Here is a 25232-nt window from a genome sequence, read left to right as displayed (position 1 = left end):
CTTTAAGAGAGATGCTCAATTGAAATTGGGTTATCTTTCTAAGGGCTGTCAGCGGTCTTTTTTCAATCCAACAAAAATATGGATATATGCTAAAATAATAGAGTAATCTGGAAAATTAAACTGGAATTGGAGAGATATGAAAATGGAATTATCCGAAATTAAGCGTAATCTCGCTAATTATGAAGAAAAATTAAATCAACTTAGGGGGTCTCTTTGACTTAGAGGAAAAAGAGACAAACATCCAAGAATATGAAGAATTGATGACAGATCCGAATTTCTGGGATGACCAAAATAAAGCACAAGAAATTATTGATAAAAATAATGCATTGAAACATGTGGTGAATGGCTATCGAGATTTAGAAGCAGAACTAGAAGATATGTCAGCGACACATGAATTGCTTGCAGAAGAATTTGATGAAGATTTAAAAGCAGATTTAGAAGAAGAGGCGAATGCTTTTAAAGATAAATTGGATCAATTTGAATTGCAATTATTGTTAAATGGTCCATATGATGCGAATAATGCAATTTTAGAACTGCACCCAGGTGCAGGTGGTACCGAGTCTCAAGACTGGGCAAGTATGTTATTACGTATGTATCAACGTTATGCTGAACAACAAGGCTTTAAAGTAGAATTTGCAGATTATCTGCCAGGTGATGAAGCGGGTGTTAAAAGTGTGACCTTAGTCATCAAAGGGCATAATGCATATGGTTACTTGAAAGCTGAAAAAGGTGTGCATCGTTTGGTACGTATCTCACCTTTTGATTCATCAGGACGTCGCCATACATCATTTGTATCTTGTGATGTGATTCCTGAATTCAGTAATAATGAGATTGAAATCGAAGTGAATCCAGATGATATTACAGTAGATACTTTCAGAGCATCTGGTGCAGGCGGACAACACATTAACAAAACTGAATCAGCAATCCGAATTACCCACCATCCGACTGGAATTGTGGTAAACAACCAAAATGAACGTTCTCAAATCAAAAACCGTGAAGCGGCAATGAAAATGTTGAAATCTAAATTGTATCAATTGAAATTAGAAGAACAAGAACGTGAAATGGCTGAAATCCGCGGTGAACAAAAAGAAATCGGATGGGGCAGTCAAATTCGTTCTTATGTATTCCATCCTTATTCAATGGTTAAAGATCACCGTACAAATGAAGAAACAGGGAATGTCAATGCGGTAATGGATGGAGAAATCGGACCATTTATCGAAGCTTACTTAAGAACACAAATGGATAATCGTGAAGCATAATATAATTCAAAAGTCGAAGTGTGAAATAACGCTTCGGCTTTTTGTAATCTTATCTCTCAATCATTTTTAATTAATTTTAAATGCACTATGCATTCATTAATGTTACTGAAATGAAGTTTGCAGAGTATTTAAAAATGCCGGAGGTTACAGTAATGACAATGATTTGTACTTTATACAGAAAAAAGAGTTCGTATAAAGAAACATAAAGGTTTTTAACGGTTATATTACAACTTTTTAACATTAATCTTTTGCGTTATTTTTTGTGCTATATTAAATGCATTAAAAATGACAGCAAAGGATGAACTAATAAATGAAGAAAGCTTTATTACTCTCAGCAGCATCGGTAACAGTGTTTACAGGATTAAATGGCGTCGCATCTGCGGAACAAACACACGTAGTTAAAGAAAACGCTAAATTAAGCGATGTCGCAGCTTTGTTTGCCACTACTACAAATGAAATTAAAAACTTAAATAATTTAAATAAAGACGAAGTTAAAAAAGATACTCAATTAGTCTTGCCAGATACAGATATTGTAGAAGTGAAAGCGGGAGATTCTTTAAATTCAATTGCAAAGAAACATCATATTTCTGTAGATAAATTACATGAACTTAATCCAGGTCTTACAAACTTAATTTTACCTGGTGATATCTTAGCAGTTTCAGATAAAGGTGCAGCACATTTACAAGTATTATTTACTGGCAAAATTGCACCAGAAACTGAAAAACAAGCTTACAATGAAGAAGGTCAATCATCAAAACAACCGACATCTTCAAATTATCATAATGTAGAACAAGTAACGACAGCACCACAAGCTTATTATTCTAATGAAAACAATGTAGAATACAAAGCACCAACGCGTTCATATACAACATCATATAAAGTACCATCATATACAGCACCAACAAGTTATTCTGGAAATTACAGCAGTACTTCATATAGTGCACCAGCTGCTCAATCTTCTTATTCTAACTATTCAGGTGCAAACTACTATACATCTGGTCAATGTACATCATATGTATTCGAACGTGCCGGCGGTAAAGCAGGCTCATTATGGGGCAATGCGAATAACTGGGCAAATGCTGCTGCAGCTGCAGGTCGCACAGTTAATAACACACCAACTGCTGGTGCTATCATGCAATCAACAGCAGGTGCATATGGTCACGTTGCTTACGTTGAAGGCGTAAATGGTGACGGTTCAGTTCGTGTATCTGAAATGAACTACGGTTACGGCCCAGGTGTTGTAACTTCACGTACACTTTCAGCAGGACAAGCTGCATCATATAACTTTATTCATTAATTTAATTATTAATAAGCACTGTTCTCATTTTGAGGATAGTGCTTTTTTGTTCAAAAATAGTTATTGAATGCGTATTTAAAGGGTAAAAGACAAACGGAAATAAAAAAATGCAGATGGTGTTTTCAAAGTTCTTGCAAGAATATAAACTTTTCGAGTATAATAACTCATTAAATAGACAAGGGGTGAGCTAGATATGGGTGTACATCAATATTTTAAAAGACTATCAGATCTAGAAAAGCTAATACGCTTGCCTGGAAAATTTAAATATTTTGAGCATAATGTAGCTGCGCATTCTTTCAAGGTCACTAAAATTGCTCAATATTTAGGTACAGTGGAAGAAGCGCATGGTAATGAAATTAACTGGAAAAACTTATATGAAAAAGCGTTAAACCATGATTTTGCGGAAGTGTTTACAGGAGATATCAAAACACCTGTAAAATATGCAAGCCGTGATTTGAAGAAGTTATTCTCACAAGTAGAAGAAGAAATGGTAGATAATTTTATCAGAGAAGAGTTTCCTCCAGAATATCAAGACGTCTATAGAGAACGACTGCAAGAAGGGAAAGATGATTCTTTAGAAGGGCAAATTCTTGCTGTTGCTGATAAAATCGATTTACTTTATGAAACGTTCGGAGAAATACAAAAACGTAATCCGGATGATTTGTTCTTCGAAATTTATGAGATGTCCCTTGAGACAATTATGCAGTTTGATCATTTAGTATCTGTACAAGATTTTATTGAAAATGTAATTCCGGAAATGTTAACAGAAAACTTTATCCCACGATCGGAATTGCGAGAATTAACGATGTCGATTTTAAATAAAAGAGATGGGTGACAACTTATGGTTCTCGTTTGGTATCTTTGTGCTTCATTTTTCCCGTGTATTCTAGTGGTTTTGTTCAGCGTTGTAACTAAGAATAAATGGGTAGGAGCAATTGTAACGTTAACGCTTATCGGCGGCTCCATATATAAAGGATTTTTCCATAGTGAATGGATTATTTTCATAGATGTGGTTTCGCTTTTAGCAGGATTTGTTATAGTTGATCAATTAAATCTCCATAAACAGCATGAAGATGAAGATCGTTAAATAAAAAAATATAGAATATGAAATGAGGGTGCTTGTCATATGTCGACAAGTGCTTTTTTCGTCTTTTAAAAACTTTTGTGACTGCGAACAGATGTTTGTACCTTTTTTGACAAATCTGTTAGAATATATAGTGATATTGAAAGTTTGAGATAAAGCCAAAATGAGAATATATAGCATAGTAAATAGGGTTAATTTAAATGCATAAATGAGTATTGCAAGATATGAGTAAAGCAATTCTCAACTATTAAAAGAAGGTTGAGGCAAAACGTATGTCTCAGCCGATTTGTGTTTTAATGCATTGTTATAAATGAAGAAATGATTTAGAAATAGAAGGAGGTTGCCACTTGTATGGAACATCATCCATTTAAAATTGTCTCTGATTATGAACCTCAAGGCGATCAGCCTGCAGCAATTAAAGAATTGACAGAGGGTATAAAAGCAGGTAAACGTCATCAAACATTATTAGGGGCAACAGGAACAGGTAAAACGTTCACAATGAGCAACGTAATTAAAGAAGTAGGTAAACCGACACTTGTAATTGCACATAACAAGACACTTGCCGGTCAATTATATAATGAATTCAAAGAGTTGTTTCCTGAAAACAGAGTAGAATACTTTGTCAGCTTCTATGATTATTATCAACCAGAAGCTTATGTTCCTTCGACTGATACTTTTATAGAAAAAGATGCAACGATTAATGATGAAATTGACCAATTGCGCCACTCAGCAACAAGTTCATTATTTGAACGTGATGATGTAATTATCGTTGCCAGTGTCAGCTCGATCTTCGGTTTAGGGAATCCGGAAGAATATAGTGATTTAGTTGTGAATATCAGAGAAGGCATGGAAATGGATCGCAGCCAATTTTTAAGAGACTTGGTTGATATTCAATATACAAGAAATGATATTGATTTTAAACGTGGTACGTTCAGAGTGCGCGGAGATGTTGTTGAAGTATTCCCAGCTTCACGCGAGGAAATTTGTATTCGTGTGGAATTTTTCGGTGATGAAATTGATAGAATCAGTGAAGTGAATTATTTAACTGGCGAAGTGTTGAGACAACGTGAACATTTTTCAATCTTCCCGGCATCTCACTATGTAACACGGGATGAAAAATTAAAACTTGCTATTGAAAGAATTGAAAAAGAGTTAGAAGAGCGTTTAAAAGAGTTACGTTCTGAAAATAAATTGTTAGAAGCGCAAAGATTAGAGCAACGTACGAACTATGATTTGGAAATGATGAGAGAAATGGGCTTTTGTTCAGGTATTGAGAACTATTCTGTCCATTTAACATTGCGTCCGATTGGTTCAACGCCATATACGTTGTTAGATTATTTCGGTGATGATTGGCTTGTAATGGTCGATGAATCCCATGTTACTTTACCTCAAATCAGAGGAATGTATAACGGTGATAGAGCACGTAAACAAGTGTTGATTGATCATGGATTCCGTTTACCAAGTGCGATTGATAACAGACCTTTAACATTTGAAGAGTTTGAAGAAAAAGCTAAACAATTGGTTTATGTTTCAGCAACGCCAGGTCCATATGAATTAGAACACACAGATGAAATGACTGAACAAATTATTCGACCAACTGGCTTGTTAGATCCTAAAATTGATGTAAGACCTACAAAAAATCAAATTGATGATTTATTAAGTGAAATTCAAGATAGAGTAGATAAAAATGAACGTGTATTAATTACAACTTTAACGAAAAAAATGAGTGAAGATTTAACAACTTATTTAAAAGAAGCTGGTATCAAAGTCAACTATCTGCATTCTGAAATCAAGACACTAGAACGAATTGAAATTATTCGAGATTTAAGAATGGGCACTTATGATGCTGTAGTCGGAATCAACTTGTTAAGAGAGGGTATCGATATACCAGAAGTATCTCTTGTAGTTATTTTAGATGCTGATAAAGAAGGATTTTTACGTTCTGAACGTTCACTTGTACAAACTATAGGTCGTGCTGCACGTAATGAACATGGTGAAGTTATTATGTACGCAGATAAAATCACAGATTCTATGAAATTTGCGATTGATGAAACAGAACGCCGTCGTAAAATCCAAAATGAATATAACGAAGAACATGGTATTACACCGCAAACGATTCATAAGAAAATTCATGATGTTATCAGCGCAACAGTTGAAACAAAAGAAGAAAATGAAAAAGATCAAAAAGTGGTTCCTAAAAAACTTACGAAAAAAGAACGAGAAAAAACAATTGCCAATATAGAAAAAGAAATGAAAAAAGCAGCTAAAGATTTAGACTTTGAAAGAGCAACGGAATTAAGAGATATGTTATTCGAATTAAAGGCAGAAGGGTGATATCTAGATGAAAGAACCATCCATAGTTGTAAAAGGTGCCAGAGCGCACAACTTAAAAAATGTAGATGTAGAATTACCGAAGAATAAATTAATTGTGATGACAGGCTTATCAGGTTCTGGTAAGTCTTCCTTAGCGTTCGATACAATCTATGCTGAAGGACAACGCCGTTATGTTGAATCTTTAAGTGCCTATGCACGCCAATTTTTAGGGCAAATGGATAAACCAGATGTTGACACAATTGAGGGATTGTCACCTGCGATTTCAATTGATCAAAAAACAACAAGCAAAAATCCGCGCTCTACAGTTGCTACTGTAACGGAAATATATGATTATATTCGTTTGTTATATACGCGTGTAGGTAAAGCATATTGTCCTGAACACGGTATTCAAATTGAGTCGCAAACGGTACAGCAAATGGTAGACCGTACTTTAGAATTGGAAGAAAGAACTAAAATTCAATTAATGGCACCTGTTGTCAATCATCGTAAAGGGTCACATGAAAAATTATTAGAAGATATTAGTAAAAAAGGTTATGTTCGTGTACGTGTTGATGGAGAAATTTTAGACATTAATGATGTACCGGATTTAGATAAAAATAAAAATCATACAATAGAAGTGGTTGTAGACCGTTTAGTTGTCAAAGATGGTATAGAAGGCAGACTTGCTGACTCTATGGAAACAGCTTTGGAATTAGCAGAAGGCAATTTAACTGTTGATGTTATCGGCGGAGATGAAATGAAGTTCTCTGAAAATCATGCCTGTCCGATTTGCGGTTTCAGTATTGGTGAATTAGAACCGCGTATGTTCAGTTTTAACAGCCCATTCGGCGCATGTCCTGATTGTGATGGACTAGGCCAAAAGTTAACTGCAGATATTGATTTAATTGTACCTGATCAAGATAAAACACTTGAAGAAGGTGCTATTGTTCCATGGGAACCAAAGAGTTCAGATTTTTATCCGACTCTTTTAAAACGTGTTTGTGAAGTTTATAAAATTAAAATGGATAAACCTTTCAAGAAATTAACTGATCGACAAAAAGATATTATTTTATATGGTTCTAAAGATAAAGAAATCAAATTCACTTTTGAATCTCGTAATGGACAAAAACGGACACGCACAATGCCGTTTGAAGGTGTCATTCCAAATATCGAAAGACGTTTCCATGAATCGCCATCGGAATATGTTCGTGAAGTGATGCGTAAATATATGACAGAACTTCCTTGTGAAACATGTCATGGTAAACGTTTGAGCAAAGAAGCGTTATCAGTTTATGTATCAGGTCTTAATATCGGTGAAGTGGTTGAGTATTCAATTAAAGAAGCTTTGGATTTCTTTGAAAATATTGATTTATCAGAGCAAGATCGCAAAATTGCAGATTTAATTTTAAAAGAAATTATTTCAAGACTATACTTTTTAAATAATGTTGGCTTGGATTATCTGACATTAAACCGTTCATCAGGAACTTTATCCGGCGGAGAAGCACAACGTATTCGTCTAGCGACTCAAATTGGTTCGAGATTATCAGGTGTCCTCTATGTATTGGATGAACCTTCAATTGGACTTCATCAGCGAGATAATGACCGCTTAATTGAAACGTTGAAAGAAATGCGTGATTTAGGAAATACATTGATTGTAGTAGAACATGATGATGACACAATGAGAGAAGCGGATTACTTGGTTGATGTGGGTCCGGGAGCTGGTGAGCATGGTGGAGAAATCGTAGCAAGCGGTACACCAAAACAAGTCATGCGTAATAAGAAATCATTAACCGGTCAATACTTGAGCGGTAAAAAACGTATCGAAGTACCAGAATATAGACGCCCAGCAACTGACCGCAGATTGAAAGTCAGAGGGGCTAAAAGCAACAACTTGAAAGATGTAGATGTAGATTTCCCATTATCTACAATGACTGTAGTTACAGGTGTTTCAGGTTCAGGTAAAAGTTCATTAGTGAACGAAGTGTTATATAAAACACTTGCGCAAAAAATCAATCATTCAAAAGTAAGACCTGGTAAAGTAGATGAAATTGAAGGTATTGATCAATTAGACAAAGTCATTGATATTGACCAATCTCCAATCGGCAGAACACCGCGTTCAAACCCAGCAACTTATACAGGCGTATTTGATGACATTCGTGATGTGTTTGCACAAACAAATGAAGCAAAAATCCGCGGTTATCAAAAAGGACGTTTTAGTTTTAATGTGAAAGGCGGACGTTGTGAAGCTTGTAAAGGTGACGGGATTATCAAAATAGAAATGCACTTTTTACCAGATGTTTATGTACCTTGTGAAGTATGTGGCGGCAAACGTTATAATCGTGAAACTTTAGAAGTGACATATAAAGGTAAAAACATTGCAGACGTATTAGATATGACTGCTGAAGAAGCTACGCATTTCTTTGAAAACATTCCTAAAATCAAACGTAAATTACAAACATTAGTTGATGTAGGTTTAGGTTATGTGAAATTAGGACAACCTGCAACGACATTATCTGGCGGAGAAGCACAACGTGTGAAATTAGCATCTGAATTGCATAAACGTTCAACTGGCCGTTCAATTTATATCCTGGACGAACCGACAACAGGTTTGCATGTGGATGATATCAGCCGATTATTAAAAGTGTTGGATCGAATTGTAGAAAACGGAGATACAGTAGTCATTATTGAACATAATTTAGATGTTATTAAAACAGCTGATTATATTATTGATTTAGGACCTGAAGGCGGCGATGGCGGAGGTACTATTGTTGCGACAGGAACACCTGAAGAAATTGCTGAAGCACCAGATTCTTATACTGGTAAATACCTTAAAAAAGTATTAGAACGTGATAAAGCAGTTGAAACAAAATAAGAGACTAGAAAAAGACATTTTGTGAATGCAAAATGTCTTTTTTACATACATAGAATGTTTTCATTCAATGAAAGAGAATAAATTTTTGAACAAAGTCAAAAAGTGATAGAATGTATCAAGTGATATTTATCAAACAAATAACGTCTAGACATACTTTTTTGATATGATAGAGATAAGAGAAATAAAGGAAATTGAGGATTGAGGTGAAATTATGTTAACTGCAAGAGCACTCGTTAATAAATTTAATTTGCAACTTGTTGCAGGCGAAGAAGGATTAGACCGACCTATACATAATACAGATATTTCTAGACCAGGTTTAGAGATGGCAGGTTACTTCTCTCACTACGCGTCAGATCGTATCCAACTATTAGGTACAACGGAACTTTCTTTCTATAATCTGCTTCCTGATGAAGAACGTCATGGCAGATTGCGCAAGTTATGTCGACCAGATACTCCAGCGATAATCGTAACGCGTGATATTGAACCGCCTGAAGAATTGGTTGTGGCAGCAAAAGAATTAGGTACGCCGTTATTGACATCTAAAGATGCGACAACTAGTTTAATGAGTCGTTTGACAACTTATTTAGAACACGAACTGGCTAAGACAACATCATTACATGGTGTATTAGTCGATGTGTATGGCGTAGGTGTTTTAATTACAGGCGATTCTGGTATTGGTAAAAGTGAAACAGCATTAGAATTAGTAAAACGCGGCCATCGTCTTGTCGCAGATGATAATGTAGAAATTCGTGAAATTACTAAAGATGAACTAATAGGTAAACCGCCTAAATTAATTGAACATTTATTAGAAATTCGCGGTTTAGGCATTATTAATGTGATGACCTTGTTTGGTGCTGGTTCTATCTTGACTGAGAAGAAAATCGGTTTAAACATTAATCTTGAGAATTGGGATAAAAATAAATTATATGATCGCGTTGGTCTGAATGAAGAAACATTACGAATTTTAGATACAGAAATTACGAAAAAAACAATTCCAGTTCGTCCAGGCAGAAACGTCGCAGTGATTATTGAAGTTGCTGCAATGAACTATCGCTTGAACATTATGGGAATTAACACAGCTGAAGAGTTTAATGAACGTTTGAATGCTGAAATTCTACGAAAAAATGAACATAAAGAGGAGAACGAGTCATGATTTCGAATTTGGCTTACATTGATCCTGTAGCCTTTCAATTAGGACCTATTGAAGTACACTGGTATGGAATTATTATTGCTGCAGGTATTTTATTAGGTTACTTTATAGCACAAGAAGGCGCTAAAAGAGCAGGATTACATAAAGACGCACTCGTAGATATTATTTTCTGGAGTGCTATCTTTGGTTTTATTACTGCACGCATTTATTTTGTTATTTTCCAATGGCCTTATTATGCAGCTAATCCTGCAGAAATACCGATGATTTGGCATGGTGGTATTGCTATTCACGGTGGTTTAATTGGTGGATTTATTACCGGGGTAATAATTTGCAGACGCAACAATCATAACCCCCTTCAAGTCGGAGATATTATTGCACCGAGCATTATCTTAGCGCAAGGTATCGGTCGATGGGGGAATTTCATGAATCACGAAGCACATGGCGGCCCTGTTGCTAAAAGTGTGTTAGAAAACATGCATATTCCAGAATTCATTATTAATAATATGTATATTGACGGCAGATATTATCAACCGACTTTCCTTTATGAGTCAATTTGGGATGTCCTAGGTTTTGCACTTTTATTATTTTTACGTAAGCATTTACGAATTGGAGAAACGTTCTTTACTTATCTTATCTGGTATTCAATCGGCAGATTCTTTGTTGAAGGACTGCGTACGGATAGTCTGATGTTAACAAGCAACATCCGTGTCGCTCAACTTGTATCGATTCTCTTGATATTAATCGGTATTGCAATGATTATTTATCGCCGTTTCAAATATCAACCTCCAAAGTATAAAGATGTCAAGGCACTCCCTTGGCCTAAATAGAAAAGAGTGATGACATGAGACAATATAAGAAAGTTGTAAATCATTTCCCTCACACGAATCCGTTATGGCATATGTATAAAATTATTCGATTTCCTAAAGTGTTAAAACAAACGATATTAATTGAGATTGCACGGTTTATTCCATCGTTACCTTTGAAACGATGGATTTACCGTGCTTGTTTAGGAATGGAAATCGGTCAAAAAACTTCTTTTGCATATAAAGTAATGCCGGATGTATTGTATCCTGAATTAATTCATATTGGCGACAATTGTGTGATAGGGTATAATACAACAATATTGACTCATGAATTTTTAGTCACAGAATATCGTATCGGCGAAGTGTTTATCGGAAGTAACACATTAATAGGAGCTAATACAACAATATTACCGGGTGTAACGATAGGTAAAAACGTTCGTGTAGGCGCAGGGACAGTTGTTAGTAAAGATATCCCTGACAATGCCTTAGCATTCGGCAATCCAATACAAATACGCAAATAGTTAGAAAGGAGGGGCAATACATGGCACAAAATGAACATAAAAATGTCATACCTATGCAGAGAGATGCTGCTTTTTTCAAAAGAGTTGCAGAATCTAAAGCGAAACAAAAAGATTATCATAAAGCAGCAGAATACTATCATAAAGCCTTTGAATTGTCACCTTCTGACTTTGAATTACTCATAGATTATACAGAAGCTTTAAAAGAAATAGGCCGAGGCGGTAATGTTGCAGATTATTATTATGATTATATTGCCAAAGGAGAACACTTGGCAGATGCATACTACCAATTAAGCCAGCTTTATATCTCATTAAATGATCCTAATAAAGCGTTTTGCTTCGGCATGAATTATGTGTTGGAATCAGATGATGAAGCATATCGTTCTGAACTAGAAGGAATGTTTGAAGTTGTCTATGATGATTTAGACAAATTAGAAAAAGAAAGCCAAGCATTTGCAGTTCAAATGATTTTTCAACACCTCTTTTCTCAAGGAAGGTTAGAAGATGCACGAGATTACATTTTGAGACAAGAAATGAAAGTACGTGCGCATCATAGTATTCGTAACCTCTTAGCCATGAGCTATTTATATTTAGGAGATTATGACCAGGCGCGTTCTATGTTGAAGCAATTGCTGAAAGAAAATCAGACAGATGTACACGCGTTATGCCACTATATACTGCTGCTTTATAATACAAAAGACAAAGCATATCCCAATTACTTGCAATCCTTATCCAAAGTAGTGCCAATGAACGACGATGAAACGTTTAAGTTAGGTATAGTATTAAGTTACCTAAAAAAATATGAAGCATCTCAGAAATTACTCTTCCCTTTATATAAAAAAGGGAAATTTATTTCTTTACAGCTTTTTCACGCACTCAGTTATAACTATTATTTCCTCGGAAATAAAGAAGAAAGTATGCAATTTTGGAATAAACTTAGGGAAATGGCAAATGGTAATCCGGGTTATCCTCCATGGGTCATTTCAGAAAACGATAATTTCTTCCGATCTAATATTATGCCATTACTTACAAGTGAAGATAATCATGCACGCATTTATGGAATCTTCCTGTTGAATCAAGTCAACGGCAAAGAATTAATGATTACTGAAGAAGTATGGTCTGTGTTAGAAACGATGGATGAATATGAAAAATTGTATCTGACTTATCTCATTAAAGAGTTGAAACTAGTTAAATTAGATTTCATTCACCGCGGCATGTTAGCATTATATGAGAATGAAACATTGCGTCATTACCATAATCTTTTTATAGCATGGATTGATCGGGCGGAAGGTATTATCGCAGGTGGATATGATTTGGAACATGTTGAGGGCTATGTTGCAGCATTTGTTTATTTGTTTTTCCAACAGTCTCAACAAAAGGTGACTAAAAAACAAGCAGCAGAATGGTTTGATATTTCAACTTATCGATTGAATAAATCGATCGACATACTGTTAGAAGTTTAAAAAATGACAATATAATTATTTGTTTAATTTTAACTTTGAGCAAATCGTTATATTTAGAGTCAACGATATAATATAATACATGATGATATGAAAATAGGAGGCAATATTAATGGCTATTCAACAACCTGATTATGATGTTGTAATTATCGGCGCAGGTCCAGCAGGGATGACTGCGGCAGTATATGCTTCTCGTGCAGATTTAAAAACATTGATGATTGAACGCGGTGTGCCAGGCGGACAAATGGCAAATACAGAAGATGTAGAAAACTTCCCAGGTTTCGAATCAATTTCAGGACCTGATTTATCTACAAAAATGTTTGACCATGCACAAAAATTTGGTGCGGTTTATCAATACGGCGATATTAAAAGTATTGAAGACGAAGGCGATGTTAAAAAAATAGTTTATGGAGATAAATCTGTAACAGCTTATGCAGTTATCATTACAACTGGTGCAGAATATAAAAAAATCGGTGTGCCGGGTGAAGAAGAACTTGGCGGACGCGGTGTAAGTTATTGTGCCGTGTGTGATGGTGCATTCTTTAAAGGTAAAAAATTATTCGTTATCGGCGGCGGAGACTCTGCTGTTGAAGAAGGTGCATTCTTAACTAAATTTGCAGACAGTGTTACAGTAGTACACCGCAGAGACAAATTACGTGCACAAAAAATCTTGCAAGATCGTGCTTTCAAAAACGAAAAAATGGACTTTATCTGGAACCATACTTTAGCTGCAATTAACGAAGAAAACGGTAAAGTAGGTTCAGTGACATTACAATCTACTATAGATGGTAAAGAAGAAACATTACCAGCTGATGGTGTATTCGTTTATATTGGTATGAAACCATTAACAGCACCATTCATAGATTTAGGTATTACAAATGATGCAGGATATATTGTGACAAACGATGAAATGGAAACTAAACTTCCAGGCATCTACGCTGCAGGCGATGTGCGTGAAAAAGGTTTAAGACAAATTGTAACTGCAACTGGTGATGGCAGTATTGCTGCACAAAATGCTCAAGCATATATTGAAGAAGTGAAAGATAAACTCGCAACTGAAGCATAATTAAAAAAAAACAGAGAAGGTTTGAGTATTACATGATTGTAAATTTTTCGTGTTTTATTCAAACCTTTTTACATATTCTGCATTTGCAATGCCAATCCAGGAAGTTAATGTGATAGTATTGAGTATAATGAGGATATTATGAGCGAATTTAAACAGGATGGTGGCAAAATGCAACATGAAGAAAATGAAATCGTAAGTAAAAGTGAATTATTAGTGGTTACAGGTATGTCAGGCGCAGGGAAATCTTTGGTTTTGCAAAATTTGGAGGATTTAGGGTATTTTTGTGTAGATAATTTACCGCCTATTTTACTCCCTAAATTTGTAGAATTGATGGAACAAGGTAATCCGTCATTAAGAAAAGTAGCAATTGCAATTGACTTACGCGGACAAGAATTTTTCAAATCCTTAGTTAAAGAAGTGGATTTACTTCGCAGTCAAAACCGTGTGATTGTAGACGTTATGTTTGTAGAAGCAAGTGAAGCCAAACTCATTTCCAGATATAAAGAGACACGTCGTGCGCATCCATTAAATGATAATGGGCAACGTTCATTAATTGATGCTATCGAGGAAGAAAGAAATTCATTAACAGAAATCCGCAGTATTGCGAATTATGTGATTGATACAACAGTACTTAAACCAAAAGAATTACGTGCTCAAATCAATCATTTGTTTAATAGAAATGATATTGAAACTTTCAGTATCAGTGTCACAAGTTTTGGTTTTAAACATGGTATTCAACAAGATGCAGATTTAGTATTTGATGTCCGCTTCTTGCCCAACCCATTTTATGTCGAAGCACTCAGACCATTGACTGGTGTAGATGATGAAGTGTATCAATATGTCATGAAATGGCAAGAGACAGCTATTTTCTATGATAAGTTGTTAGATTTATTGAAGTTTATGATTCCGGGATATAAAAAAGAAGGCAAGACCCAATTGGTCATCGCAATCGGCTGTACAGGCGGACAACACCGTTCAGTCGCATTAGCCAAACGTCTTGCTGAGGATTTAAACGAAAGTTATGACTATAATGTGTATGTCCATCATAGAGATGCACATATTGAAAGTGGCGTGGAGAATGAAAAAAGTTAAAATCGTATTAATCGGGGGCGGCACAGGACTTTCTGTCTTGGCACGTGGTCTGAAAGATTACCCGATAGACATTACTGCAATTGTAACTGTAGCAGATGATGGTGGCAGTACAGGTAAAATACGCAATGAGATGGATATTCCAGCCCCTGGAGATATCAGAAACGTCATTGCAGCATTAAGTGATACTGAGCCGACTTTAAAAGAACTGTTCCAATATCGTTTTCAAGATAATCAAGTAGAAGGACATTCTTTAGGCAATTTATTAATCGCAGCAATGACAAATATTACAGATGACTTTGGACATGCGGTCAAAGAATTGAGCAAAATACTAAATATTAAAGGACGTGTTATACCTTCTACAAATTCAAGCATTCGACTCAATGCTGAAATGGAAGATGGGGAAATTGTTTATGGTGAATCAAGCATTCCTAAGCGTCAAAAAAAGATCAAACGTGTATTTATTGAACCTGCAGATGTACAACCAATGGAAGAAGCGGTTGACGCACTGGAACATGCTGATTTAATTGTTCTAGGCCCAGGTTCACTTTATACAAGTGTACTTTCAAATTTATGCGTACCAGGTATCGGAAAAGCGATACAGCAGAGTCATGCACCTAAAGTTTATGTATCTAATGTAATGACACAACATGGCGAAACAGATGACTTTGATGTTATGGATCACGTACATGCATTGAATCGCCATATGGGAACAGACTTTATTGATTATGTGATTTGCTGCGGAAACGAAGATTATAGTGAGCAAATCTTGGAAAACTATCGTAAAGAGCATGCTGAACCTGTTAAGTATCATAAAGAAGAGCTTGAAGCGGAAGGTATCACACCTTTAACAGATGAAAACTTAGTACACATCTCTGAAAAAAATCGTGTCCGTCATAATACGACAATACTTGCGAAAATGATTTATGATTTAGCATTAGATCTTACGAGTACAATACCGTTTAAGCCTAAAAAAAGAAAAAAGTAAAGAAGGGAATGGCGCAGCATGAGCTTTGCATCAGACATGAAAAATGAATTAACGAGAATAGATGTCGATGAAAAAAATGCGCGAGCTGAATTAAGCGCCTTAATCCGTATGAATGGTGCACTCAGTTTGTCGAATCAGCAATTTGTGATTAATGTACAAACTGAAAATGCTACAACTGCTAGACGTATCTATTCTTTAATTAAAAAAGTTTTTAATATTGAAGTAGAAATACTTGTCAGAAAGAAAATGAAATTAAAGAAAAACAATATTTATATCTGTAGAACAAAAGTAAAATCCAGAGAGATTTTAGATGAGCTAGGGATATTAAAAGATGGTGTTTTTACGCATGCAATTGATCCAGACATGATTCAAGATGATGAAATGAAACGCAGCTATCTCAGAGGTGCTTTTTTAGCAGGCGGTTCAGTCAATAATCCAGAGACTTCATCTTATCATTTAGAGATTTTTTCTTTGTACGAAAATCACTCAGAAGGTTTAGCAGAATTAATGAATGAATACGAATTGAATGCTAAACATCTTGAACGTAAAAAGGGCAGTATTGTTTATTTAAAAGAAGCTGAAAAAATCTCGGATTTCCTTAGTTTGATTGGCGGATATCAAGCAATGTTGAAATTTGAAGATGTCCGTATTGTACGGGATATGCGTAATTCAGTAAATCGTTTAGTGAATTGTGAAACAGCCAATTTAAATAAAACTGTAAGTGCTGCAATGCGCCAGGTTGAAAGTATTCAACTCATTGATCAAGAAATCGGAATAGAGAACCTGCCTGAGCGTTTGAAGGAAATTGCTAAATTGCGTGTAGAAAATCAAGATGTTTCATTGAAGGAACTTGGTGAGATGGTTTCAACAGGAACTATTTCAAAATCAGGTGTTAATCATCGTTTGCGTAAGTTGAATGAACTTGCAGATAAAATTCGAAGCGGAGAACATATCGATATGTAAAAAGGTTATTCCCATTTTTCGGGAATAACCTTTTTTTATAATGCTGACATTACTCAGTGATTTGTGCTTTTGGGATGAAGAATGCAATTGCAAAACCAATAAAGTTCACTATCGATAGTACTGCAAACATGAGAGAATATGAAGGTAATTCTAATAATCTTAATGATAATACTGGCGCAATGGCTGTACCAATGAATAACATAAATGTATTAATAGAAAGATAGAACCCTTTATCTTTATCGGTCAATAAACCGATTTGAGAAATGACTGAAGGAATCGCAAAAGCAATACCTGCGATAAAGATTACGCTGAATGTTGTAATGATAATGACATTATGTGAAATGCCCATTAATATAATTGAAATACCGCTCGTGAGCAGCGCAATAAGCAATACTTTTTTAACACCGATAAAATCACTAACTCGACCTGCAGCAAGTGCAAGTAACATACCGATTAAACCAAATAACTTAACAGTAGAAATCATGGTCAAGTCTGCATGGATGGCTTTTGATGTTAGAAATTCATTTAAAATTGTATACATTGAAACGAATGACGTAAGAATCGTAAGTGATACGAAAAAGCATAATACAATACCTTTATTATCAAAAATATGTCTCATATTTTTAAAGAATACTGAGAATTTTGTATCTGGGATATGGTACGGACTTTTTGGTATTGCACGTAAAATCCAAAAAGCTAATAAAATATAAACAACAGTCAAGATAAAGTAAACAATACGCCAACTCATATGTGCAGCGATAATATCACTCAAGTTTTGACCGATAACTCCAGATAACATGAAGCTTGTGCTGATAAAACTAATTGCAGTAACACGTTTATTGATAGGGAATACTTCTGTTACATAAGTGAGTGAGACAGATGAGAAACTAGCTGCTGCCATGCCTTGAATAACTCTCACAATTAATAACAAAATAAAGTTGTGAATAAAGCCAATTGCAAAAGTTGTTAATGTTAACATATATAAACCTACAAGGATTACTTTTTTCTTGCCGAATTTATCAGAAATAATGCCATAAAACATACAACTGACTGAATATGAAATGGAAAATACTACACCTATTAATGTAGTTGCACTTTCACTTAAATGAAGTTCTTTGCCAATGACAGGCATTAATGGGATAGCTGAGTACAAACTACACATAACTGCAATACCTGTAATAAAGAATACAGTTGTAATTAAGTTGTAATTAAACTTTTGATCCATTACAAACCTACCTTTCATTAAATTAATATGATGTCTTGTTTTGAAAAAACTTGAATTTTTACATAAAGAAATAGGGACAAATGAATCCGACACGTCCCTTTACCTATACGAACTGCTTAAAAAGATTAACTCTCTTTTTGCCGATCCGCTAAAAACTGTCAACAAAGGGGTAATTGTTGAGCAGTGTTACCTTTAAAATGCAATATTAATTTTAACACATCAAATTTAAATTAAAACGGGTTTGCCCAATATAAAAATATTGTGAAAAATTAGGAAAAGTAAAGAGGAAGAAAATGATTTTGAAGCTGTATGTAAATAAAAGAAGAACCGAAGGAAATTGACTAGAATTTCCTTCGGTTCTTCTGCTTGTTATTTATCAAACTGAAGTACTTTATGCTTTTTGTTCATCGACTTGATTAGAGCGTACGGTATTTTTGTTTCTCATAAAGTCAATAATAATACCGATGATTGTTAATACTAAAAATGGATATAACCAAGCTAAACCTTGTTCTGACAATGGTAATGCCTGATATAAATGGTTCAATGGTTTAATTAATTTAAAAGTATTAAGTATTTCAAGTACTGATATGATCAATGTTGAAATTGTCGGTAGAATATAAGCAATTTTTAAATGTGTCGGTATTACAATTGCGACTAATGAAATCAAGACAAGTACGATAGAAATCGGATAAATAAAAGTTAAAAGTGGAACGGCAATTTGTAAAATCATGTTTAGTCCTAAAGTTGAAATTAAGAATCCAACTAATGAGAAGACTAAAACATAGGTCTTATATGAAATCTTAGGGAATTTCTTCATTCCGAATGCTGAACTTGCATTTACGAGTCCGATACAAGTCGTTAAGCATGCTAAAATTACAATGACACCAAATAAAATATTACCGAAAGCACCAAATAATCTAACTGAATTATATGTTAGGATACTTGCGCCGTTTTCAAATCCTGGTTTACTTGTAGTGATACCGAGATAGGCAAGTGAAAAATAAATGATTGTTAAGAGTACGGCTGAAATTAATCCAGCTAAAATCACATTTTTAACTATTTTTTTGCTATCAGAAATACCTGCTAACTTGAAGCTTTGTACAATAACAACTGAAAAAGCAAGGGCTGCAACTAAGTCCATTGTATAATATCCTTCTAGAATACCAGATACTAATGGCGCTTCTGCATATTTACCATGTGGCTCTCCAACTTTTCCTTCTGGATGAATAATAGCTGCAATACAAAGTGCCCCGATTACGAGTAAAAGAGCAGGTGTTAAAACTTTCCCTAAATTATCTACCATTCTATTTGGATATAAAGCAATTAAACCAACAACAATAAAGAATACAAGTGAAAAACCAACTAATGTCCAAGTATTATGGAATGGTAAAATTGATTTAGCTCCAATTTCGTATGCGACATTGGCCGCACGCGGGATACCATAAAGTGCCCCGATAGATAAGTAAATACACACAGCGAAAATAAATCCGAATTTCGGATGAACCCTATTACCTATAAATTCAACGCCGCCATCATAATAGGCGATTACGATAACAGTTATGTATGGCATTAAAATACCGGTTATTGCAAAACCTGTCATACCTACCCACATATTACCTTGTGCGGTATAACCTAACATTGGTGGAAATATCAAGTTGCCAGCTCCGAAAAATAAGGAGAAAAGCATTAAACCTGATACTAATATTACTTTTTTCATTTGAACCTCCCAAAAAATCAAAAAAACGTTATTTACAAAAATTTCTGAATATTAACTAAGTTGATATCTTTCAAACATATAAACTTTAACATAATTCTAATTATTAGAAAAGATTAAATTTGGCTTAGTTAATTAAAAGAGTTAAATAGAACTAAAAAGTGTAAAATGGTGTGCAGTATTTGAGGTTGCTGCCGTTTCAAAATCGATGGGGAAATAAAATGAGCATAATAAAAGCTTATAACCATCAAAAGTTATAAGCTTAAAAAGCCCCCTCGAAGGGAATCGAACCCCTATTGTAAGAACCGGAATCTTATGTGTTATCCATTACACTACGAGGGGTAAATGATAACAGACAATTATTAGTGTACCTTTAACCACCAACAGGGTCAATATGGATTATAGAAACATGGTGAGTATTATTTTTGACCATTTTTGACTTTTAGGTTAAAATATAGTTAATTCATAAAAGTACAAGGAGGAAATGTAATGAATTTAATTCCTACAGTAATAGAAACAACTAACCGCGGTGAACGCGCTTATGACATTTATTCAAGATTATTAAAAGACCGTATTATCATGTTAGGTTCAGCAATTGACGATAACGTAGCAAACTCAATCGTATCACAATTATTATTCTTACAAGCACAAGATGCTGAGAAAGATATTTATTTATATATTAACTCACCAGGGGGCAGTGTGACTGCTGGATTTGCAATTTATGACACAATCCAACACATTAAACCAGATGTACAAACAATCTGCATCGGTATGGCTGCTTCAATGGGATCATTCTTGCTTGCAGCAGGTGCAAAAGGTAAACGTTTCGCTTTACCAAATGCTGAAGTAATGATTCACCAACCACTTGGCGGTGCTCAAGGACAAGCAACTGAAATCGAAATTGCTGCAACTCACATCTTAAAAACACGTGCTAAATTAAACAAAATTTTAGCTGAACGTACTGGTCAATCAATTGAACAAATTGAAAAAGATACAGATCGTGATAACTTCTTAACAGCTGATGAAGCTAAAGAATACGGTTTAATTGATGAAGTAATGCAACCTGAAAAATAAAATGAATAAACGATAAAAAGTTCCGGAAATTAATTTCCGGAACTTTTTTTATTTTTGGCTGCGCTCTTTAACATATTTTATTAAGACACTGGCCAACAAAATAACACCTATTAATAAATATAGAAGTGCGATAAAAAGAGAGGGCATCTGTGTTGTCATTGCAAAACTTCCGATACAAATTAATAGCACACTTGCTAATACTAGTAAAATCTGTGACGACATATTGAAACACCTTCGTTCTAATTACACTACTGATATCTTCTATCAGATTTCCATACAACAATAAAATTGTATGTGGAATAGGTTACTATTATACACTAAATTACTCACGAGCTAAATTATCTAGCGCTGCTTTTAAGTTTGGAAAAGCAAAATTAAAACCGCGTGCTTGCAAGCGATTCGGAATCGCTTTTTGTGTATCTAATATAATGGTTGCGCGTTGCCCTAAAACAAGACGAAGTATTAAACTCGGCGCCCATGTTTCGTGTGGCTTGTGCATTTCTCTAGCTAAAGTGTATCCAAATAAATTTTGACGTTCAGATACGGGGGCTGTGAGATTGAAAACACCTTCTGCTTGTGAATCATTAATTAGGAATAATATCGCTCTTGTTAAATCAGCGATGTGTATCCATGAATACCATTGGAAACCAGTTCCTAATTTACCTCCAAAGTAAAATCTATATGGGAGTTTCATAGTTGGTAAAGCGCCACCTTCATCAGAAAGAATCATTCCGAAGCGGCCAATTATAACGCGTGTTCCTAGTTTTTCAAATTGACGCGCTAATCTTTCCCATTGATATGTGATATCAGATAAAAAATCATGAGGATCACATTTAGAAAGTTCTGTATAGGTGCGGTGGAAATCAGGACGATAGTAACCGACTGCACTAGCATTGAATAATACAGAAGGATGCGTGCCTTTGTGTTCAAATAATTCAAAAAGTGCTTGGGTCGAGCGAATACGGCTTAACATGAGTTCGCGTTTATAATCATCAGTCCAACGATTATTTAAAGAAGCCCCGGCAAGGTTAATAACGATGTCGATGTGATTAGGTACTTTTTCTTCCCATCCTTCTTTTTCCCAATTGACATAAGTGATTTTATCATCTAAGTTATGACGATCTTGACGCGTTAATATTGTGATATGTGAATCTGTATCATGAATGGCATCAACAAGATGACTGCCGACTAAGCCTGTTCCACCTGTAATTAAGAATTCCTTCATATATATCCACCTCATTTATAGTTATGTATGTACAAATTTAAATGTTGCTAAATAATATTCATTCTAAATATTCAATGTTTATTCAATTTTTAGTCATTAATATGTCATTAAAAACTTAACAAAAGTATTTAAAACCTAATTGAAAAAGTTATAATGAAAGTACCTTCGAAAATTAATTAAACATCTCTTAATTAAAAACAGTATACCCCATAATATACGTGCGAAGGTGAAATTTTGACTCCCTTTAGTATTGGGCCTATGCGAGAAGCGTATAGGTCCATTATTTTTTATTAGAGATGAATATGTGCTTATTATTATATCAATGTTTTAAAGTTTAATCATCCTCGTACATAACCACGTTATTGCTATTCATATATTCTAAGAGGTGACATCAAAGTTATTGGCAATTGTTAAATTATTTTAAATATCTCCATATTTACTTTCAAAATGATGTATATATCATGGGAAAATGTTATGATTAGTTAATGAAAACTATGTAAAAAACAATTCAATTGGGTAAATAAAATTAAAGTGTGAAAAGTCTCAATGAGTATATTATTAGGAATAGAAATTGGAAAGAGGAGAGCACATGTCTAATAAAGGTCGAAATGATTTTGACAGATCATCTAAAAATAAGATGAGCAATCTTGCTAAAATAGTAAGTGCAATTATCGTTGTAATTTTATTATTTACGCTCGCATTCGCTACTTTCTCTTTTGTGGATCATTCTAAAAAAGGCAGTGAACGATTAAGTCAAGAACAAAAGAAAGAAAAGCAAGAGAAAAAAGAGAAAAAAGAAAAAAAAGAACGTGAAGAGAAAAAGAAAAAAGACGAAGAGAAAAAACGTAAAGAAAAACAGCGTCAGGAAGAAGAATGGGCAAATCAACAAGCTGCAGAACAAGAAAGACAAAATAATTTAAACGCACAACGAGAGCAAGCAGCAAGACAAGAACAACAAAATCAAAATGTTCAAAAGCAGCAACCAAAAAACAATAAAGCACAACAAGAACAATCGAAAAAACAACAGGAACAAGCACGCAAGGATCAAGAAGCTGCTCAAAAACAAGCTGAAGAGCAACAAAAGAAAAATGAAGAAGTTGCAAAAGAGCGTCAGCAACAAGCCAAAGAGCAAGCTGATAAAGCAATGGAGCAGCAAAAACAGCAAGAGCAACAAAAAGCACAAGATGATAAGCAGAAACAACAGCAGCAACAGCAACAACAAGAGCAACAAAAATCAAATCAAAACCAACAACAAAAGCAGCAGCAAAATTCTCAAAATCAACAATCAAATAATAAGCCCAGGCCAGGGCAAGAACAGCAACAACAACAACCAACAGTAAAAAACACGCCTAGCAGCAACCAATCAAACACACAATCATCAAGTGGCTCTAATCAAGCGCAATCAAAACAAACACCTTCTAATTCAAGTAATAACTCTGCGCAAAAGCCAAGCTCAAATAATCAATCATCACAACACTAATATATTAAACACAAAAATGGAGCATTCTCTTAAATTGAATAAGAGCGTGCTCCATTTTTTCTAATTCATTTTTTTCTAATTCATTAGATTTAATAACCATGTAATTAAAAACGATAAAATGATAAGAATCGGCAAGCAACCGCATCCGATTGGAAAACAACCGCCAAAAGAATAATATTTAATACGTCTTTGATTTTCAAAATTGGATTTTTGCTGGTTGGAATGGGTAGGTTGAAAATATGTGTCGTCTTTATATCTAGGGTCTTCTGGATCAATAACTTCAGGTTGTTCATCTTTTTCAGCCATATTAAAACCCTCCTTTGAAAGACTATTATAGTAGATATTTCATAGCTTAGGTAATTAAAAGAAAAAAATAAGGCTGAAAACTAAAGTTAAAAGATGATTTTTCGTATGAGAAAAGGGTATAATATAATTGTTAGCAAGTATTGTGTGCAATGATAGAAGAAGTTTTGTATCTTAAGCATTTAGACTTGCTTTTTAAAACAGATGATAGTATTATTGCAAATATAAGAGATGTTATTTTTTGTCCCACCCGGGACTTAAAACGTCAAAGTGTGGTTGCATACTGACCCTTATAGATATAGAGGAGGAAATAGTAGTGGAAGACTTGCTTAAAGTCCAACAAAAATTGATTCCTGAGCTTGTCGACAGAATGTATCGTAGATTTACTATACTCACTACTATCAAGATGCACCAACCTGTTGGAAGAAGAAGTTTGAGTGAATACATGAACTTGACTGAGCGTGTATTAAGATCAGAAACGAATACATTAAAAAAACAAGAATTAATTAAAGTTAAGCCTACAGGAATGGAAATTACTGATGAAGGCGAACGTTTAATTGACGAATTAGAAACATACTTCAATATGTATTCTGATGGTTACCATTTAGCACAATTGATTAAAGAGCGTTATCAAATTAATAACGTGTATGTTGTACCTGGTGATACAGATATTGATAGTGCAGTTAAAAAAGAAATGGGTAATCAAGCTGGACAACTCTTAGAAAAAACTTTTTATAAAGATGCAATAGTATCTATAACTGGCGGGTCAACGATGGCATCAGTTAGTGATTCAATGCATGTACTGCCGTTTAAAACATTTTTTGTACCTGCAAGAGGCGGTTTGGGAGAAAATATGGTTTACCAAGCCAACACAATTGCAGCGAGTATGGCAGAACAGACTGGAGGAGATTATACAACATTATATGTTCCTGACAATGTCAGTGAATCTACATATGAATTGTTGTTGCAAGAACCTTCTGTCATTAATACATTAGACAAAATAAAACAATCAAATATCACTGTTCACGGCATTGGTGATGCGCTGAAAATGGCGAACAGACGCCATTCACCTAAAGATGTGATTGAAATGCTTCAACATCACAATGCTGTCGGAGAAGCATTTGGTTATTACTTCGATACTAATGGTAATATCGTCCATAAAGTTAAAACGATAGGACTTCAAATGGAAGATTTAGAATCGAAGCAATATATATTTGCTGTAGCCGGAGGTGCTTCGAAGGGTGAAGCGATAAAAGCTTATTTATCAATTGCCCCTAAAAACACGATTTTAATTACAGATGAAGGTGCAGCTAAAACTATCGTACAATCTTAAACAATTTTGGTTATAA

The 25232-nt window shown here is 34.6% G+C and carries 22 protein-coding genes and 1 tRNA gene; 17 read left to right on the top strand and 6 right to left on the bottom strand.

Going from position 1 to position 25232, the window contains the following annotated elements:
• The first annotated feature begins 142 nt into the window (after positions 1-142).
• The 14 genes from prfB to whiA all read left to right on the top strand — a co-directional run bounded on the left by prfB (position 143) and on the right by whiA (position 16862).
• A protein-coding gene (gene prfB, locus DYE31_RS10475) for a peptide chain release factor 2 (RefSeq protein ID WP_115314390.1) occupies positions 143-1259 on the top strand; the annotation gives its coding sequence in 2 pieces (ribosomal slippage) (positions 143-214 and positions 216-1259; 1116 coding nt in all).
• Between the two features lie 310 nt (positions 1260-1569).
• On the top strand, positions 1570-2556 hold the full coding sequence (locus DYE31_RS10470; RefSeq protein ID WP_015899662.1) for a COG3942 and LysM peptidoglycan-binding domain-containing protein: 987 nt from the start codon (positions 1570-1572) through the stop codon (positions 2554-2556).
• A gap of 193 nt (positions 2557-2749) precedes the next feature.
• Positions 2750-3391: a YfbR-like 5'-deoxynucleotidase gene (locus tag DYE31_RS10465; RefSeq protein ID WP_015899663.1), complete on the top strand. Its 642-nt coding sequence runs from the start codon at positions 2750-2752 to the stop codon at positions 3389-3391.
• 6 nt (positions 3392-3397) lie between these two features.
• On the top strand, positions 3398-3643 hold the full coding sequence (locus DYE31_RS10460) for a CsbA family protein (RefSeq protein ID WP_015899664.1): 246 nt from the start codon (positions 3398-3400) through the stop codon (positions 3641-3643).
• A 348-nt stretch (positions 3644-3991) separates the two neighbouring features.
• Positions 3992-5974, top strand: coding sequence for an excinuclease ABC subunit UvrB (gene uvrB, locus DYE31_RS10455; protein WP_015899665.1), 1983 nt, complete (start codon positions 3992-3994; stop codon positions 5972-5974).
• A gap of 7 nt (positions 5975-5981) precedes the next feature.
• Positions 5982-8825, top strand: a complete 2844-nt coding sequence (gene uvrA / locus DYE31_RS10450) for an excinuclease ABC subunit UvrA (RefSeq protein WP_015899666.1) — start codon at positions 5982-5984, stop codon at positions 8823-8825.
• A 211-nt stretch (positions 8826-9036) separates the two neighbouring features.
• Positions 9037-9978, top strand: a complete 942-nt coding sequence (gene hprK, locus DYE31_RS10445) for an HPr(Ser) kinase/phosphatase (RefSeq protein WP_015899667.1) — start codon at positions 9037-9039, stop codon at positions 9976-9978.
• Positions 9975-10802 (top strand): prolipoprotein diacylglyceryl transferase, encoded by an 828-nt coding sequence (gene lgt, locus DYE31_RS10440; protein ID WP_015899668.1) that lies wholly within the window; start codon positions 9975-9977, stop codon positions 10800-10802. Before hprK ends, lgt begins: the two co-directional genes overlap by 4 nt.
• Positions 10803-10816: 14 nt before the next feature.
• On the top strand, positions 10817-11299 hold the full coding sequence (locus DYE31_RS10435; RefSeq protein WP_015899669.1) for an acyltransferase: 483 nt from the start codon (positions 10817-10819) through the stop codon (positions 11297-11299).
• A gap of 20 nt (positions 11300-11319) precedes the next feature.
• Entirely contained in the window at positions 11320-12759 is a 1440-nt protein-coding gene (locus DYE31_RS10430) for a tetratricopeptide repeat protein (protein ID WP_015899670.1), read from the top strand.
• Positions 12760-12868: 109 nt separating this feature from the next.
• Entirely contained in the window at positions 12869-13822 is a 954-nt protein-coding gene (gene trxB, locus DYE31_RS10425; RefSeq protein WP_015899671.1) for a thioredoxin-disulfide reductase, read from the top strand.
• A 168-nt stretch (positions 13823-13990) separates the two neighbouring features.
• Positions 13991-14914: an RNase adapter RapZ gene (rapZ, locus tag DYE31_RS10420; protein WP_041613081.1), complete on the top strand. Its 924-nt coding sequence runs from the start codon at positions 13991-13993 to the stop codon at positions 14912-14914.
• Complete coding sequence (locus DYE31_RS10415; RefSeq protein ID WP_015899673.1) at positions 14901-15899, top strand: gluconeogenesis factor YvcK family protein; 999 nt, start codon at positions 14901-14903, stop codon at positions 15897-15899. The genes rapZ and DYE31_RS10415 overlap by 14 nt, the downstream gene beginning before the upstream one ends.
• 18 nt (positions 15900-15917) lie before the next feature.
• On the top strand, positions 15918-16862 hold the full coding sequence (gene whiA, locus DYE31_RS10410) for a DNA-binding protein WhiA (protein ID WP_015899674.1): 945 nt from the start codon (positions 15918-15920) through the stop codon (positions 16860-16862).
• Positions 16863-16911: 49 nt separating this feature from the next.
• Here whiA and DYE31_RS10405 read toward each other — a convergent pair whose 3' ends face one another.
• From DYE31_RS10405 to DYE31_RS10395, 3 genes are all read right to left on the bottom strand, one after another.
• Complete coding sequence (locus DYE31_RS10405) at positions 16912-18087, bottom strand: MFS transporter (protein WP_015899675.1); 1176 nt, start codon at positions 18085-18087, stop codon at positions 16912-16914.
• 391 nt (positions 18088-18478) lie between these two features.
• Positions 18479-19804 (bottom strand): branched-chain amino acid transport system II carrier protein, encoded by a 1326-nt coding sequence (gene brnQ, locus DYE31_RS10400; RefSeq protein ID WP_015899676.1) that lies wholly within the window; start codon positions 19802-19804, stop codon positions 18479-18481.
• Between the two features lie 267 nt (positions 19805-20071).
• Positions 20072-20143 (bottom strand) — tRNA-Arg (locus tag DYE31_RS10395).
• 147 nt (positions 20144-20290) lie between these two features.
• Here DYE31_RS10395 and clpP point away from each other — a divergent pair.
• Complete coding sequence (gene clpP / locus DYE31_RS10390) at positions 20291-20875, top strand: ATP-dependent Clp endopeptidase proteolytic subunit ClpP (protein WP_015899677.1); 585 nt, start codon at positions 20291-20293, stop codon at positions 20873-20875.
• Between the two features lie 48 nt (positions 20876-20923).
• On the opposite strand, the gene DYE31_RS12710 is transcribed toward clpP, so the two are convergent.
• Entirely contained in the window at positions 20924-21097 is a 174-nt protein-coding gene (locus DYE31_RS12710; protein ID WP_156248335.1) for a hypothetical protein, read from the bottom strand.
• 100 nt (positions 21098-21197) lie between these two features.
• Complete coding sequence (locus DYE31_RS10385; protein WP_015899678.1) at positions 21198-22100, bottom strand: TIGR01777 family oxidoreductase; 903 nt, start codon at positions 22098-22100, stop codon at positions 21198-21200.
• Between the two features lie 589 nt (positions 22101-22689).
• Between DYE31_RS10385 and DYE31_RS10380 the strand changes: the two genes are divergently transcribed.
• Complete coding sequence (locus DYE31_RS10380) at positions 22690-23580, top strand: DUF4887 domain-containing protein (RefSeq protein ID WP_015899679.1); 891 nt, start codon at positions 22690-22692, stop codon at positions 23578-23580.
• A gap of 75 nt (positions 23581-23655) precedes the next feature.
• On the opposite strand, the gene DYE31_RS10375 is transcribed toward DYE31_RS10380, so the two are convergent.
• Positions 23656-23886 carry a hypothetical protein gene (locus tag DYE31_RS10375; RefSeq protein ID WP_015899680.1) on the bottom strand — a complete coding sequence of 77 codons (231 nt, stop codon included), beginning with the start codon at positions 23884-23886 and terminating at the stop codon, positions 23656-23658.
• A gap of 313 nt (positions 23887-24199) precedes the next feature.
• Here DYE31_RS10375 and DYE31_RS10370 point away from each other — a divergent pair, with 313 nt between their 5' ends.
• Complete coding sequence (locus tag DYE31_RS10370; protein ID WP_015899681.1) at positions 24200-25216, top strand: sugar-binding transcriptional regulator; 1017 nt, start codon at positions 24200-24202, stop codon at positions 25214-25216.
• Positions 25217-25232: the final 16 nt, after the last annotated feature.

Origin of the sequence: Staphylococcus carnosus (assembly GCF_900458435.1) — a bacterium.
GTDB classification, from domain to species: Bacteria; Bacillota; Bacilli; order Staphylococcales; family Staphylococcaceae; genus Staphylococcus; species Staphylococcus carnosus.
Note: the sequence above shows the minus strand (reverse complement) of the source record. Positions and strands in the feature narration are given on the sequence as shown.